Annotated in this window: 13 protein-coding genes and 1 tRNA gene; 12 read left to right on the top strand and 2 right to left on the bottom strand. The window is 67.4% G+C overall.

Going from position 1 to position 14,709, the window contains the following annotated elements; all coding sequences use genetic code 11:
• Positions 1-2: 2 nt before the first annotated feature.
• The 9 genes from WHX56_RS15680 to WHX56_RS15720 all read left to right on the top strand — a co-directional run bounded on the left by WHX56_RS15680 (position 3) and on the right by WHX56_RS15720 (position 7,608).
• A complete protein-coding gene (locus WHX56_RS15680) occupies positions 3-254 on the top strand; it encodes an accessory factor UbiK family protein (protein ID WP_129240479.1) in 252 nt (83 codons plus the stop codon).
• 168 nt (positions 255-422) lie between these two features.
• Complete coding sequence (locus WHX56_RS15685) at positions 423-1,952, top strand: YifB family Mg chelatase-like AAA ATPase (protein ID WP_338878310.1); 1,530 nt, start codon at positions 423-425, stop codon at positions 1,950-1,952.
• A 398-nt stretch (positions 1,953-2,350) separates the two neighbouring features.
• Positions 2,351-2,548: a 50S ribosomal protein L35 gene (gene rpmI, locus WHX56_RS15690; protein WP_129240477.1), complete on the top strand. Its 198-nt coding sequence runs from the start codon at positions 2,351-2,353 to the stop codon at positions 2,546-2,548.
• A 15-nt stretch (positions 2,549-2,563) separates the two neighbouring features.
• Positions 2,564-2,923: a 50S ribosomal protein L20 gene (gene rplT, locus WHX56_RS15695; protein ID WP_006218741.1), complete on the top strand. Its 360-nt coding sequence runs from the start codon at positions 2,564-2,566 to the stop codon at positions 2,921-2,923.
• A gap of 77 nt (positions 2,924-3,000) precedes the next feature.
• Positions 3,001-4,023, top strand: coding sequence for a phenylalanine--tRNA ligase subunit alpha (gene pheS / locus WHX56_RS15700; protein WP_129240476.1), 1,023 nt, complete (start codon positions 3,001-3,003; stop codon positions 4,021-4,023).
• A gap of 13 nt (positions 4,024-4,036) precedes the next feature.
• Positions 4,037-6,454 carry a phenylalanine--tRNA ligase subunit beta gene (pheT, locus tag WHX56_RS15705; RefSeq protein WP_338878311.1) on the top strand — a complete coding sequence of 806 codons (2,418 nt, stop codon included), beginning with the start codon at positions 4,037-4,039 and terminating at the stop codon, positions 6,452-6,454.
• Positions 6,455-6,457: 3 nt separating this feature from the next.
• On the top strand, positions 6,458-6,799 hold the full coding sequence (locus WHX56_RS15710; protein WP_338878312.1) for an integration host factor subunit alpha: 342 nt from the start codon (positions 6,458-6,460) through the stop codon (positions 6,797-6,799).
• A 57-nt stretch (positions 6,800-6,856) separates the two neighbouring features.
• Positions 6,857-7,288 carry a MerR family transcriptional regulator gene (locus tag WHX56_RS15715; RefSeq protein ID WP_129240473.1) on the top strand — a complete coding sequence of 144 codons (432 nt, stop codon included), beginning with the start codon at positions 6,857-6,859 and terminating at the stop codon, positions 7,286-7,288.
• A gap of 243 nt (positions 7,289-7,531) precedes the next feature.
• A tRNA-Pro gene (locus tag WHX56_RS15720) sits at positions 7,532-7,608 on the top strand.
• A 68-nt stretch (positions 7,609-7,676) separates the two neighbouring features.
• Here WHX56_RS15720 and WHX56_RS15725 read toward each other — a convergent pair.
• A complete protein-coding gene (locus WHX56_RS15725; protein WP_129240472.1) occupies positions 7,677-8,375 on the bottom strand; it encodes a response regulator transcription factor in 699 nt (232 codons plus the stop codon).
• Between WHX56_RS15725 and WHX56_RS15730 the strand changes: the two genes are divergently transcribed.
• The 3 genes from WHX56_RS15730 (at position 8,374) to WHX56_RS15740 (ending at position 14,033) form a co-directional block, all read left to right on the top strand.
• On the top strand, positions 8,374-10,446 hold the full coding sequence (locus WHX56_RS15730; RefSeq protein ID WP_338878313.1) for a sensor histidine kinase: 2,073 nt from the start codon (positions 8,374-8,376) through the stop codon (positions 10,444-10,446). The genes WHX56_RS15725 and WHX56_RS15730 overlap by 2 nt on opposite strands.
• A 189-nt stretch (positions 10,447-10,635) precedes the next feature.
• Positions 10,636-13,188 carry an autotransporter outer membrane beta-barrel domain-containing protein gene (locus WHX56_RS15735; RefSeq protein ID WP_338878314.1) on the top strand — a complete coding sequence of 851 codons (2,553 nt, stop codon included), beginning with the start codon at positions 10,636-10,638 and terminating at the stop codon, positions 13,186-13,188.
• Positions 13,188-14,033, top strand: coding sequence for an alpha/beta hydrolase (locus tag WHX56_RS15740; protein ID WP_338878315.1), 846 nt, complete (start codon positions 13,188-13,190; stop codon positions 14,031-14,033). The genes WHX56_RS15735 and WHX56_RS15740 overlap by 1 nt, the downstream gene beginning before the upstream one ends.
• On the opposite strand, the gene WHX56_RS15745 is transcribed toward WHX56_RS15740, so the two are convergent.
• Entirely contained in the window at positions 14,030-14,665 is a 636-nt protein-coding gene (locus WHX56_RS15745) for a hypothetical protein (protein WP_338878316.1), read from the bottom strand. The two genes, WHX56_RS15740 and WHX56_RS15745, sit on opposite strands and share 4 nt — an antisense overlap.
• Positions 14,666-14,709: the final 44 nt, after the last annotated feature.

The following is a 14,709-nucleotide window of genomic DNA, read 5'->3' on the forward strand; positions in this document are numbered from 1 at the left end:
TCATGAACAATCGCACCCAATGGATGGAAGACATCCAGAAGAACCTTTCCGACCTGATCGCCCGCAGCCCGGCCGCGGACGTGGAGCGCAATATGCGCGCGATGATGACGCAGGCGTTCTCCAAGCTGGACCTGGTGACGCGCGAGGAGTTCGACGTCCAGGCCGATCTGCTGGCCCGTACCCGCGCTCGCGTGGACCAGTTGGCCGCCCAGGTGCAGCAACTGGAATCGCGTCTGTCCGCCCTGGACAAATAGCAGGGGGCCGCGCAGCGGCCGGGTTCGTCTCTTGCGGCCGCCTCGAGCGGCCGTTTTCGTTGGCCGCCGCCAGGCCGCGCGCGGGCGGGACCGTTTTGTCGCTTTCGGGGCGGCGGGCCGCCCGTCCTTTGCGGATACTGGCGGTTTACGTCCATCTGGGAGACCGCCTTGACGCTCGCCGTTCTTGCCAGCCGGGCCCTTTGCGGCCTGGATGCCCACGCGGTGCGCGTGGAGGCGCACCTGGGCCCCGGCCTGCCCAGCTTCAACGTGGTGGGCCTGCCGGACACCGAGGTGCGCGAAAGCCGCGAGCGCGTGCGCGCGGCCATCCTCAATAGCGGGTTCGAGTTTCCGCCGGGCCGGATCACCGTCAATCTTTCGCCGGCCGACATCCCGAAGGAATCGGGCCGCTTCGACCTGCCCATCGCCCTGGGCCTGCTGCTGGCTTCGGGCCAGTTGGCCGCGCCTTCCGACGGCGGCGTCGCGGAGGCGCCGGCGCCGGATCCGACGCTGGCCGACCTGGTGCTGGCCGGCGAGCTTTCCCTGACGGGGGCGCTGGTGCCGGTCGCCGCGCCGCTGGTCATCGCGCTGAGCGTCGCCCGCGAGGCGCCCGGCGCCACGCTCATCCTGCCCGCGGGCAGCGCCGAACAGGCCGCCTGGGTGCCCGGCCTGCGCGTATTGTCCGCGCGCAGCCTGGCCGACGTGGCCGCGCATGCGGCCGGCGCCTGCCGGCTGCCCGATGCCGTTCCCCGGCCCTGGCCCGCGGCCCCGCCTGTCCCGTGCCTGTCGGACGTGCGGGGGCAGCCCGGGGCGCGGCGGGCGCTGGAGGTCGCCGCCGCGGGAGGCCACAGCCTGCTGATGATCGGCCCGCCGGGGGCGGGCAAGAGCATGCTGGCCGCGCGCCTGCCCGGCCTGCTGCCGCCCCTGGCGCGCAACGAAGCGCTGGAGGCGGCCGCCGTGGCGGCCCTGGCGGGCCTGTCCGACGCGCCGATGGGGCAGCCGCCGTTCCGGGCGCCGCACCATTCGGCTTCGGTGGCCGCGCTGGTGGGCGGGGGCAGCCGGCCCCGCCCGGGCGAGATCAGCCTGGCGCATCGAGGGGTGCTGTTCCTGGACGAGCTGCCGGAATTCAGCCGGCGCGCGCTGGAAGCCTTGCGCGAACCCCTGGAGGCGGGCAGGGTGGTCATTGCCCGGGCGCTCCACGCCGCGCAGTTCCCCGCCCGCTTCCAACTGGTGGCGGCGATGAATCCATGTCCTTGCGGCTGGCGCGGGCATCCGGCCCGGGCCTGCGCCTGCACGCCGGACCAGGTGGCGCGCTACGCGGGCAAGGTGTCCGGCCCCTTGCTGGACCGGATCGACCTGCACGTGGCGCTGCCGCCGTCCGACCTCGATTGGCTGTCCGGCCCGCCGGGCGAGCCGTCGGGCCCGGTGCGCGAGCGCGCGCTGCGTTGCCGGCAGCGCCAGATGGCCCGCCAGGGCAAGCCGAACGCCGCGCTGGCCGGCGCCGAACTGGACGAGCATTGCCGGATGGACGGCGAGGCCCGGGCATTGCTGTCGCAGGCCATGCGCCGGCTGGCCGGCTCGGCGCGGGCCCTGCACCGGGCGCTGCGGGTGGCCCGGACGATCGCCGATCTCGATGGCGAGGAGAGGCTGGCCGCCCGCCACGTCGCCCAGGCGGTGCAGTACCGGCGGCCGGGAGTATGATTGCCCGGTTCCGGCATCCGGACCGGCGTTGCCGGCCATTCCCGCCCGTCCGCTCGACAAACCGCGGGAAATCACCATATAATCAAAGGCTTTCCCGGATCTGGGCTATGTTTGCCCGCCCGGGGAGAGCGCCGGTTGAGCGAAATTCCCAATGGAAGTCCGCAACGATTCCGGCGGAGCGGTGCCCGGCCAGGGCGCCGGTCTGGCCAGCGATGGCCGCAGTAGCAGGCTCAGCAGTGCCCCAAGTAGTACCCCCAAGCAGTACCCCAAGTAGTACCCCAAGAAGTGGCAACGGGTAGACAAGTTTTGCCGTGGCGTAGGGCTTCATCGGCCGTTCGCGCGTCAAGCACCTGGCGTCATATAAATCAACAATGTGTGTTTTAGTTTAGGGAATCATCATGCCCAAGATGAAAACCAAGAAAAGCGCCTCCAAGCGCTTTAAGGTTCGCGGCAGCGGCTCCATCAAGCGTGGTCAGGCGTTCAAGCGTCACATCCTGACCAAGAAGACCACCAAGGCCAAGCGTCAACTGCGCGGCTCGACGGCGGTCCATGACTCCAACGTGGCCTCCGTCAAGGCCATGATGCCTTTCGCTTGATAAAGGAGATCTAATATGCCTCGCGTCAAACGCGGCGTAACTGCCCGCGCACGTCACAAAAAAGTCATTGCCGCCGCCAAGGGTTACCGTGGCCGCCGCGGTAATGTGTTCCGCATTGCCAAGCAAGCAGTCATGCGCGCTGGCCAATACGCCTACCGCGACCGCCGCAACAAGAAGCGCACGTTCCGCGCTCTGTGGATCACGCGTATCAACGCCGCCGTCCGCGAGCATGGCGTTAGCTACAGCGTGTTCATCGCTGGTCTGAAGAAGGCTTCGATCGAACTCGACCGCAAGGTCCTGGCCGATCTGGCCGTGCGCGACAAGGCCGGCTTTGCCGCCATCGTGCAGCAAGCCAAGGCTGCCTTGGCTGCCTGATCGCGCGCTTTAACTCATCGCGCATCGCTGCAAACGGGGCTGTAATGGCCCCGTTTGCGTTTTGAAGGCTGGATTTCATGACTCTGACGGTTGACGACCTGGTCTCCCAGGCGCAAGAACGGTTCGCCGCGGCTCCCGACGCCGCCGCGCTGGAAAACGCAAAGGCTCGGTTCCTGGGCAAGGAAGGCGCGCTGACGGTGCTGCTGAAAGCCCTGGGCAAGCTCGATCCCGAGCAGAAGCGCGAGATGGGCGCCCGGATCAATCAGGCCAAGCAAAAGGTCGAAGAGCTCCTGAACTTGCGCCGCGCCGCGCTGGCGCAGGCGGAACTGGATGCCCGGCTGGCATCCGAAACCATTGACGTCACGCTCCCGGGCCGCGGCCGCGCGCCGGGCGGCATCCATCCGGTGATCCGGACCTGGGAACGAGTGGAAGAGATCTTCCGTTCCATCGGCTTCGACGTGGCCGACGGCCCCGAAGTGGAAAACGACTGGACCAATTTCACCGCGCTGAACAATCCGCTGGACCATCCGGCGCGTTCCATGCAGGACACGTTCTACGTCGACATGAACGACGCCGACGGCCTGCCGCTGCTGCTGCGCACGCACACCAGCCCCATGCAGGTGCGTTACGCCCGCATGCACAAGCCGCCCATCAAGGTCATCGCGCCGGGGCGCACCTACCGCGTCGACAGCGACGCCACGCACTCGCCCATGTTCCATCAAGTGGAAGGGCTCTGGATCGCCGAGGACATCTCGTTCGCCGACCTGAAGGGCGTGTACACCGACTTCCTGCGTTGCTTCTTCGAAAGCGACGATCTCGTCGTGCGTTTCCGCCCGTCGTTCTTCCCGTTCACGGAACCGTCCGCCGAAATCGACATGATGTTCACCTCGGGTCCGAACCGCGGCCGCTGGCTGGAAATTTCCGGCTCGGGCCAGGTGCATCCGCAAGTGGTGCGCAACTTCGGTCTCGATCCCGAACGCTACATCGGCTTCGCCTTCGGCTCCGGGCTCGAGCGCCTGACCATGTTGCGCTACGGCGTCAACGATCTGCGCCAGTTCTACGAAGGCGATTTGCGCTTCCTGCGCCAGTTCAACGAATAACCCACGGCTGATCATGCAATTTCCCGAATCCTGGCTGCGTACGCTGGTCAATCCCCCGATCGCAACCGACGAACTCGCGCACCGGCTCACGATGGCCGGCCTGGAAGTCGAAGACACCGTGCCCGCGGCGCCCGCTTTCACGGGCGTGGTGGTGGCTCACATCGTCGAGATCGCGCCGCATCCCGACGCCGACAAGCTGCGCGTCTGCCAAGTGGACGACGGCTCCGGCGAACGCCTGCAGATCGTCTGCGGCGCGCCCAACGCCGCGGCCGGCCTGAAGGTGCCGCTGGCCCGCGTGGGCGCGGAGTTGCCCGGCGGCATGAAGATCGGCGTGGCCAAGATGCGCGGCGTGCAATCGTCGGGGATGCTGTGCTCGGCGCGCGAACTGGGCCTGTCGCAGGATCATGCGGGCCTGCTGGAGTTGCCCGCGGACCTGGCGCCCGGCCTGTCGATCCGTGAAGCGCTGGACCTGGACGACACGCTCTTCACCTTGAAGATGACGCCCAACCGCGCGGACTGCCTGTCCATCCTGGGCGTGGCGCGCGAAGTCGCCGCGCTGACCGGCGCGCCGCTGTCGGTGCCCACCGCCGCCGCCGTGCCCGTCACGCTGGACGAGCGCCTGCCGGTCAAGGTCGAAGCGCCCGATCTGTGCGGCCGTTTCGGCGGCCGCGTGATCCGCGGCGTCAACGCCCGCGCCGCAACGCCCGGCTGGATGAAGACGCGCCTGGAGCGCGCCGGCCAGCGGTCCTTGTCGGCCCTGGTGGACATCTCCAACTACGTCATGCTCGAACTGGGCCGTCCGTCGCACGTGTTCGACCTGGACAAGATCCAGGGCGACCTCTGCGTGCGCTGGGCCCGCGAAGGCGAGACCCTCGAACTGCTCAACGGCCAGACCGTGACGCTGGACCCCAAGGTCGGCGTGGTGGCGGCGGGCGACCAAGTGGAAAGCCTGGCCGGCATCATGGGCGGCGAGGCCACCTCGGTGACGCTGGACACGCGCAACATCTACCTGGAAGCCGCGTTCTGGTGGCCCGAGTCGCTGGCCGGCCGCGCGCGCCGCTACAAGTTCAGCTCCGAAGCCAGCCACCGCGGCGAACGCGGCGTGGACTTCGCCACGATTCCCGAGCACATCGAATTCATCACGCGCCTGATCGTCGACATCTGCGGCGGACAGGCCGGTCCCCTGGACGACCAGATCGTCAACCTGCCCAAGCGCCTGCCGGTGCGCATGCGCCTGGCGCGCTGCCATCGCGTGCTGGGCGTGCCGGTCACGCAGGCCGAAGTCGCGAAGATCTTCGGCAGCCTGGGCCTGGAGTTCACGGTCGAGGGCGACGACTTCATCGTCACGCCGCCGTCGTACCGCTTCGACCTGGAACTGGAAGAAGACCTGATCGAGGAAGTGGCCCGCATCTACGGCTTCGAGAACATTCCCGCCGTGCCGCCGATGGCGCGCGCCAAGATGTTCTCGCAGCCCGAGATCCGCCGCGGCGCCCATGCGCTGCGCCGCCTGACCGCGGCGCAGGACTACCAGGAAGTCGTGAACTACAGCTTCGTCGAGGCCGATTGGGAACGCGACTACGCCGGCAACGACAACCCGGTCCGCCTCGTCAATCCCATCGCCAGCCACCTGTCGGTGATGCGTTCCAGCCTGATCGGCGGCCTGGTCGCCAACATCCGCCACAACGCCAACCGCAAGCAGTCCCGCGTGCGCCTGTTCGAACTGGGCCGCGTGTTCCTGCGCGACGCATCCGCGCCGGACGGCCCGCTGGAAGTGGCCGGCGTGCGCCAGCCGCTGAAGCTGGCGGGCGCGGCCTGGGGCCCGGCCGTGGAAGAGCAGTGGGGCGCCGCCACGCGCCAGGTGGACTTCTACGACGTGAAGATGGATGTCGAGGCGCTGTTCGGCGCGCGCGGCGGCCGCCTGCGGTTCGAGGCCGCGGCCCATCCCGCGCTGCATCCGGGCCGCAGCGCCCGCATCGAACTCGATGGCCAGCAGGTTGGCTGGATCGGCGAACTGCATCCGCGCTGGGCGCAGCAATCCGATCTGGCGCATGCGCCCGTCGTGTTCGAACTGGACGTCGCGGTCCTGTCCGAAGGCGAATTGCCGCAGGTGCGCGAACTGTCGCGCCAGCCCGTGGTGATGCGCGATCTGGCGCTGTGGGTCGATGCGCACGTGTCCGTGCAGTCCATGCTGGACACCGTCGCCGCGGCCGTCAAGGCGGACCCGCAACTGGCGGTAGTGCAGGACGTGCGCCTGTTCGACGTATGGCGCGAGAAGCCCCAGGACGGCCAGCCCGCTACCGAGAAAAGCCTTGCTTTCCGGTTCTGGCTACAGGACACTGAGGTCACGCTGGACGAAGCCCGGGTGGCGGATTGCCTGGCGCGCATCAAGGATGCCTTGGTGGCCGCGCATGGCGCACGCCAGCGCGCCTGAACCATGGGGAACAGTATGCTTGTCGAGCCACGCACCCTGACCAAGGCCGAGCTGGCCGAGCTGCTCTTCGAGCGGGTCGGCCTGAACAAGCGCGAAGCCAAGGACATCGTCGATACTTTCTTCGAGGAAATCCGCGACGCCCTGGCGCGCGGAGATTCCGTGAAGCTCTCGGGCTTCGGCAATTTCCAGGTGCGCGACAAACCGCCGCGTCCCGGCCGCAATCCCAAGACCGGCGAGACCATTCCCATCGCCGCCCGCCGCGTGGTTACTTTCCATGCGAGTCAAAAACTCAAGAATGTGGTGGAGCAGGCGGCGCCCGCTGCATCCGACGACGCCGAGGAGTGATACGCTTTGTCGGCAATTGTTATCGGCCTTTGACGTATCGCGGCATAAAATTCTCTTATGACACGTACTGAATCCACCGTTACCTTACCGCCCATTCCCGCCAAGCGTTACTTCACCATCGGTGAAGTCAGCGACCTGTGTGGCGTCAAGCCCCATGTCTTGCGGTATTGGGAACAGGAATTCACGCAGCTCAAGCCGGTGAAGCGGCGCGGCAACCGCCGCTATTACCAGCATCACGAAGTGCTGCTGATCCGTCGCATCCGTTCCCTGCTGTATGAGCAAGGCTTCACGATCAGCGGCGCGCGCAATCGCCTGGGCGACGCACGCGACATGCCGCATGACCAGGACGCGGCCGTGCGTCTGTCCGGCGCCGAAATGCAGGCCCTGCGCAACGAACTGGGCAACGTCTCGACGATGCTGGCCGAAGCGCTGGGCACCGCGTCCAATGCCTCTGGCGCAAGCAACGCCAGCGCGGCGCCGGCGGCCTGAGCCCGGCGCGAAGCGGCGCTTTGCGCCGCTTTTTTTTCGGCACATGGATTGAATGCAGTACCGGCAATGCGCGCGCTGAAAGCGCGGCGCGTTGCCGGCATCGGCACCTTGCGCTCCGCGCAGCCGCAAGCATCTGTTTGATGCGATCGGCGCACACGGAGCGCAAATTTTTTTGAGTATTCAGCGCTTTTTTTGCACGAATGCGTGCAAACATTTTTTTGTTCTGCTATACTCTTTTTCTTTCGGGGCGTAGCGCAGCCTGGTAGCGCACTTGCATGGGGTGCAAGGGGTCGCGAGTTCGAATCCCGCCGTCCCGACCAGCAGTTCAAAAGGCCGTCAGTGAGAAATCACTGACGGCCTTTTTCATTTTCGTGCGTTTACTTCAGTACTACTTCAGCACTTCGGCGGCCTGGTAAAAACAGAATCCGCTATTGCGCACGGTCTTCACCGGCAAGGCCTGGCCGCTCAACGATCCGATCCGGCGCCGCAGCCGCGACATCTGCGTGTCCAGCCTGCGCTGGTCATACTGCAAATAATCTTCGCCCAGCGCTTCGATGATTTCCCAGCGGGCGACGTTTTGTCCGGCCCGCGACATCAGGCAGGACAGCACGACGGCGTCCTGCTGCGACAAGGGCACGGTCGGCGCGCCCGGAATGTGGAGAACGCGCGGGCGCAGGTCGAGCCGCCAGCAGTCGGGCTGGCGCGGGGCTTGCGGGGCGCGCAGGTCCAGCCGCCGCGCCAGCGCCGCCAGCGTCGCCGCGAGCACGTCCAGGTCCGAGCCTTTTCCCAGGTAATGATCGGCGCCGACTGTCAGCCCGCGCACCTGGTCCGCGCTGGTGTTGCGCGCGCTGAAGACGATGATGCCGACCGGCTCGCCGGCCGAGCGAAGCCGCTGGATGAGTTCGAGGCCGCAGCCATCGGGCAGGCCGATGTCGATGATGGCGAGCCGGTGGCGGACGGGATCGAATCCTTGCTCGAACGCTTCCAGGTTGGCCAGGCACAGCGGCGCATAGCCTAAATCGGCCAGAAAATCCCCCAGTTCCTGCCGTAGCACCGGTTCGTCTTCAAGCACAATCACGCCCACCATGAATTTCCCCTTCCTGTCCGGTCCGATGAAACAGCTCCGCAGTTTCGATTCCGTATTTCGGCGGCTCGCCTGGGGGTTGCTCATCGCCATCGCGATGGGGGCGACCCTGCCGGCGGCGGCGGCCGTGTTGCGTCTGGATGCGCAATCTTCCTTGCATGATACCGCCGGTTATCTGGAGCGCCTGGACGACCCGGAGGGCGTGCTGGACGCGGCCCAGGCCGACGCGGCGCAAACGTGGTCGGCGCTGCCGGGCAATCTGAATGCGGGTTTCACGCCGGCGACGGTCTGGCTGCGCCTGACGCTCGACGTGGAACAGGCGCGGCCGGACGGCTGGATGCTGCGCCTCGGCAATGCGCTGCTCGATGACGTGGAAGTGCATGTCCAGCGGCCGGACGGGGCGTGGGCATTGTTGGGACACAGCGGGGAAAACGTCGACCGCGAGGAATGGCCCGTGGATTTCCGCAGTCCGACGTTCCTCTTCACGCCCGCGGCCGAAGGGCGGCACGTCGTGCTGCTGCGGCTGCAAAGCAAGAACGCGATGATGAGCCGGCTGGAAGTCTGGCAGCGCTCCGCCTTCGACAACCGTTCCCGCCGGGAAGGATTGCTGTTCGGCCTGTACGCCGGCTTCTATCTGCTGCTCATCGGCATGCACGCCATTTTCTGGCTGGGGACGCGGGCGCCCATGAGCGGGCTGTTCCTGGCGTACATCGGAAGCTGCGTGTTCAACGAGGTGCTTTCGCTGGGGCTGATCCAGCAGTTGAGCGGCCTGTCCGTGGCCTGGAGCGACCGGCTCCTGGGCGTGGGCATGGCCTGCGCGGTGCCCATCGCGGTGGCGGTGGCGTTGCGCCAGTTGGAGCTTGCGCGCTGCCATCCGCGGCTGGCCCGCTGGATGAGCCTGGTTTGCCGGGGCATCGCGGCCGTGTGCGTGGCGTTGATCCTGTCGGGCCACTACGCGTGGGGCATGCAGCCGGTGCAGTTGACCGCGCTTGCGCTGATCCCGATCCTGTCCGCCCTGGCGGCTTATCTGCTGTGGCGCGGATGGCGGCCGGCGCGGTATTTCCTGCCGGTCTTCGGCGTGTTCTACGCGGGCGTCGTGATCGGTTTTTTGCGCAACCTGCGCGTCCTGCCCGTCAACGCGTTCACCGAGCACGCCTCGTTGCTGGGCACCATGGTGCACATGCTGCTGCTCAGCTTCATCATCATCGGCGGCCACGAGCGCAGCCGGCGCGCGCGCGAGCTTCGGCAGGCCAATCTTGCCGCCCAGTTGGCCCGCGAACACAGCCAGCGCCTGGAGGTGGAGGTGGCGGAACGCACCGTCGACCTGTCGGATGAAATGCGGCGCCGGGAACGCGTCGAAGGCGAATTGCGCCAGGCGCTGGACGCCGAGCGCCAGGTCATGGCCGAACAGCGCGACTTCGTGGCGATGGTGTCGCATGAATTCCGCACGCCGCTTGCGATCATAGGAACGTCCGCGCAGCAACTGGGCCGCAATCTGCAGAGCGCGCCGTTGGAAAGAAACCAGGCGCGGTGCCACAACATCCAGGATGCGTCGCTGCGCCTGTTGGCGCTGGTGGACGAGTATCTGACGGAAGACCGCATCCGCGAGCTTCGCAGCGAGCCGCAGGAGGACGCCTGCGATTTGCGCGCCATGCTGGCGGAATTGGAGCAGGCGTTTCCGTCCGGCCGCGTCCATTGCGAGGTGGACCCGGAGATAGGCCTCATGCGCGGCGATGCCGGACTGCTGCGCATCGCCTTGCGCAATCTGCTGGCCAATGCGGACCGCCATGCGCCCGAGGACGGCCAGGTCCGCGTCGCCGTCCGGGCGGAGGGCGAGACCGTGCGCATCGAGGTGTCGAATCCGGGCGCCCGTATTCCCGAACCGGAATGGGAGCGGCTGTTCCAGAAGTACTACCGCGGGCAGAACGCCAGACTGCGTCCCGGCGCGGGCCTGGGGCTTTATCTGGTGCGCCAGATCGCTGCCCGGCTGGAAGGATCCGTGGCCTTGGTCCGCATGGGCGGGGACGAGCCGGTGACGTTCCGGCTTCGCTTGTCCTATCGCCCGGTTCCCTGACCCGGCCGGCGGTCGGGGCCGACTGTTGCGCCGCGAATACAGCGCTCAGGTTTGCTCAGTTTCAATCCGATAGAAATCGGCATACTTGAAACACTATTTACAAATTGTTATTCCGGTTGAAAAGAATTACGCGCTATCCGGCGAGTACAGGTCTGTTCAGCCGGAGATGCCAAGAACCGGAGCAACCGCATGGCCCAGGCACGCAGCACCCGCAACAAGAAGACCCGATACTGTTCCCCGTCCCAGGCCGAGACCGCTTTCCGGCTGCTTCCCCGGGCCCGTGCGGGCGCCATCCTGGCCTCGGCCGTCGCGGCGGCGCTGCACGGCCTGGTCCCCACGGCGGCAGGCGCCGCATCGCTTTGCGGCGGCGGGACGACGACCATCACGGATGCGCAGACCTCGACGTGCGAGTTGGCCGACAATGCGACGCTGACCGTCACGGAAAGCGGGTCGATCAAGACGGACGCGTTCGGCGCCGTCGTGGCCATGGGCATGACTAATATGACGATAGTCAATCGGGGCGTTATCCAAGCCAACGTGGGCGGATTCGCCATGGCGAACCTGGGCAATATCGGCGATCTGACCAATACGGGCGAAATCCGCGCGACCGGCCCGGAGGCTATTGCCATTGACAACTACGTGCAAATCGGCACCCTGGACAATCGCGGCACGATATACGCCTGGGGAGGAAACGCGGTCCAGAACCGGTCCGGCGGCAATATCGACAACCTGGTCAATAGCGACACGATCAACAGCTCGGCCGCCGCCATCGGCAATGACGGCCATATCGGCCAATTGGTGAACGACGGCACGATCTCCGGCCGTTCGGCCACCATCACGAACAGCGCTACCGGCACGATCGACGAGATCGTGAACCGCGGCACGATCGAGGCCGTCCCGCTTTTGGGCTTCGTCGCCTTTGCGCCGTTTCCCACCGCGGATGCGATCGTCAACTTGGGCACCATTACCAACGGCATCTCCAACTACGGCCTCATCCAGGGCAATGTGCAACTGGGTTCCGCGCAACTGCGCCTGGAAGGCGACGCGAGCCGCGTGACCGGCCTGGTCTCGGGCGGCGCCGACAGCTCGGTCGTGGTCAAGGGCAAATTCAATGCCGAGAACAATTTCGCGGTCGATAGCTTCACCGTCGCCTCGGGCGCCCGGCTGAGCACGTCCTTCTATGAGTTCGAAAGCCGCGCCAGGCCTTTCAGCAACCAGGGCCAGGTCTACGTGCTTCCGGGCGCCACCACGACCATCAAGGGCGATTACGTCCAGTCGCGCGGCGCCAGCCTGGAGGTGGGCGTGTCCAGTCTTCTCGGTATGCCGCTGTACGGGCGGCTGGCGGTCCAGGGCAGGGCCAGCTTCGAGGACGGCACGGGGCTCTTCGTCAACGTGCTTAACGGCGACGCGCTGGGCAACGGAAAAACCCTGGCCTCGGTGATCAGCGCCACCACGCTGGAAGCGACGGATCGCACCTTCGTCACGACGGACAACAGCGAATTGTTCAACTTCAAGACCATCGTCAATGCCGATGGCACGGTAGACCTGCGCACCGTCGTGGACGAAGGTTCGGGCGGCGGTTCGCCCGTGAATTCCGGCGCGCCCAGCCGCGCGGTCTCCAACCGGGTCGCGGCGCAGGGCTTCGGCCAGGGCCTGGGGGCCGCGCGAGTGCTCGATGGCCTGCTGGCAAGCGGCGACAACACTGGCGACATGGCCACTGTGGTGGGCGCATTCGGCAGGCTGGGCAGCCAGCAGCAGGTGGCCGACGCCGTCGCGCAGACGCTGCCGCTCATGAGCGCCAGCCTGAACCAGGTGTCGGTCAGCGGCATGCAAGGCGTGAGCCGCGTGGTCCAGGCCCGGCAGAACGGCATGACCGGCCTGTCGTCCGGCGAAGGATTCCTTGCCGACAAGAACGTGTGGTTCAAGCCGCTGGCTTCGTATGCCGATCAGGACAACCGCAATGGCATGGCCGGCTATCGGGCCGATACCTATGGCTTCGTGCTCGGCGCCGATGCGAAGGTAGGGGAAGCCAGCCGCCTGGGCATGGGCTTTGCCTACGCGAGATCCGACGTGAAGGGCAAGTCCACGGCGAACACCAACAGCGCCGACATCGACGCCTACCAGCTCCTCGCCTACGGCAGCCACGGCCTCGGCGCCTGGCCGAATGCCTGGGTGAGCTGGCAGGCGGACGTGGGCATCAACCGCAATGACGGCCGGCGCTCGATGCGTTTCGGCGGACTCGATCGCACGGCCAAGTCGGATTTCGACAGCACGACCGCGCATCTGGGCGCGGCGATCGGGCGCGGATTCCAGGTCGGCGAGGACACGAGCTTCACGCCGTCGCTGCGCACGGACTACTTCCGCATTCACAGCGAGTCGTACACGGAACGGGGCGCCGGCGCGCTGAACCTGCGCGTGGGCTCGCAGACCAGCCAACAGTTGATCGCCATGGTCGAGGGCCAGTTGCAGCACCGGCTGACGGACCGCGCCTCGCTGACGGCCAGCCTGGGCGTGGGCTATGACATGCTGGGCGAAGGCAACAGCATCGCCTCCAGCTATGTGGGCGGCGGCGCCGCCTTCCAGACGCCGGGCGTCGAGCCGGCGCGCTGGATCGGCCGCGCGGGCCTGGGCCTGGCGTTCCAGGCCGCGGAAAACACCCAGGTCACGGCGCGCTATGACCTGGAGGCCCGCAGCGGCCTGGCGGCCCAGACGGCGTCGATCAACGTCCGCTGGGCGTTCTGATGCGCTTGCCGGCCGTCCTGCTGGCCTGCGCATTGATCGCGGGCTGCGCGGGCACGGCCGTGCAGGAGCGGCGGCAGGCCGCCGCGCGGGTCGCGCAGCAGGCGGGCTGGCAAGGCCTGGAAATGGACGCGGGGGCGTTCGTCCTGGCCGCGTTCGTGCCGCCGGGGCTGTCGCGGGCCGGCACGTTGACGGTGTATATCGAGGGAGACGGGGCGGCCTGGGTGGATGCCGGAACGCCATCGTTCGATCCGACGCCGCGCGATCCGCTGGCGCTGCGGCTGGCCATCGGCGATCCGCGGCGCCAGGCGGTCTACCTGGCCAGGCCGTGCCAGTACGTCGAGGGGCCCAGCCGCCGCCATTGCGAGGCGCATTACTGGACCGCGGGGCGTTTCGCGCCCGAGGTCGTCGCCGCCAGCGGACTGGCCATCGACCGGTTGAAAGCGCGCTATGGCGCCACGCGGATCGAACTGGTGGGCTATTCCGGCGGCGGCGCGGTGGCCGCGCTGCTTGCCGCGCGGCGCTCCGACGTCGCGCGCCTGATTACCGTGGCCGGCAATCTGGACCCGCAATCCTGGACTACGGACCTGGGCCTGAGCCCCTTGCGCGGCTCGCTGAATCCCGCCGACGAGTGGCGGGCGCTGTCGGCGATACCGCAGCGGCATTACGTGGGCGCCAGGGACCGGGTCATGCCGCAGGGCATCGCGCGGTCGTACGCCAGCCGTTTCCCCGCCGGCGGCAAACCGGAGATCGTCGTCGTTCCGGACTTCGATCATCGGTGCTGCTGGGAGCAGGCATGGCCGGCATTGCTGGACGGCTTGCCGCGAGCGTCGGGCGCGGGGCGCTAGAACCACACCGCGGTGACGAGCAGCGCGCAGCCGGCGGTGGCGGCTGCGGCCATGGCCACGGCCAGGCGGACCGCGAGCTTCCGTTCCTTGCGGCCCACGTTGGGGTTGGCGTCGTTGGCGGACCGTAGCTGTTCCCATGTCGACGCGCTGCCGGCTTCGCGGCTTTGGGTGGCGGCGGCATTGGCGCTGGCGCGCGAGATGCGGATAAGCCTGAGCGCGGGATAGGCCAGGACCGCTCCCGCCAGGAACAGGACACAGGCGCCGGCCGCGCCGGCCGTGTAGGCCGAGCCGCCGCGCGCCGCGAAAAGAACGGCCGCCGCAAGCAATCCGATGAAGTTCAGGCCGGCCAGGGCCTTGAGCGCCTGCACTCCCCAGACGCCGGTGGCTTCTTCGGAGAAGTCGCCGACGGACTGCCAATAGGCGGCGTCCTTGGAGGACGCCTGGAAAAAGAATTCCAGGTCCCGGAGCAAGGCGTCGGCGCGCCTGTCGGCGGGAAGGGCGTCCCGGTGCCATTGGACGGCGAAGTTCCGGCTTCGGTCCGCATCCGCGTGATGCGCGGCCGCCCAGGTCCGAGCCAGGCGCACCGCGTCGTCGACGCTGAGTTCACCCGCGTATACAGCTCTGTCTCTCATTGTGAGCATCCCCATATATGGGATAGTTTACGGCGCCGGCGCGG

The organism is Achromobacter veterisilvae (assembly GCF_037619525.1).
In the GTDB taxonomy this organism is placed as follows: domain Bacteria; phylum Pseudomonadota; class Gammaproteobacteria; order Burkholderiales; family Burkholderiaceae_B; genus Achromobacter; species Achromobacter veterisilvae.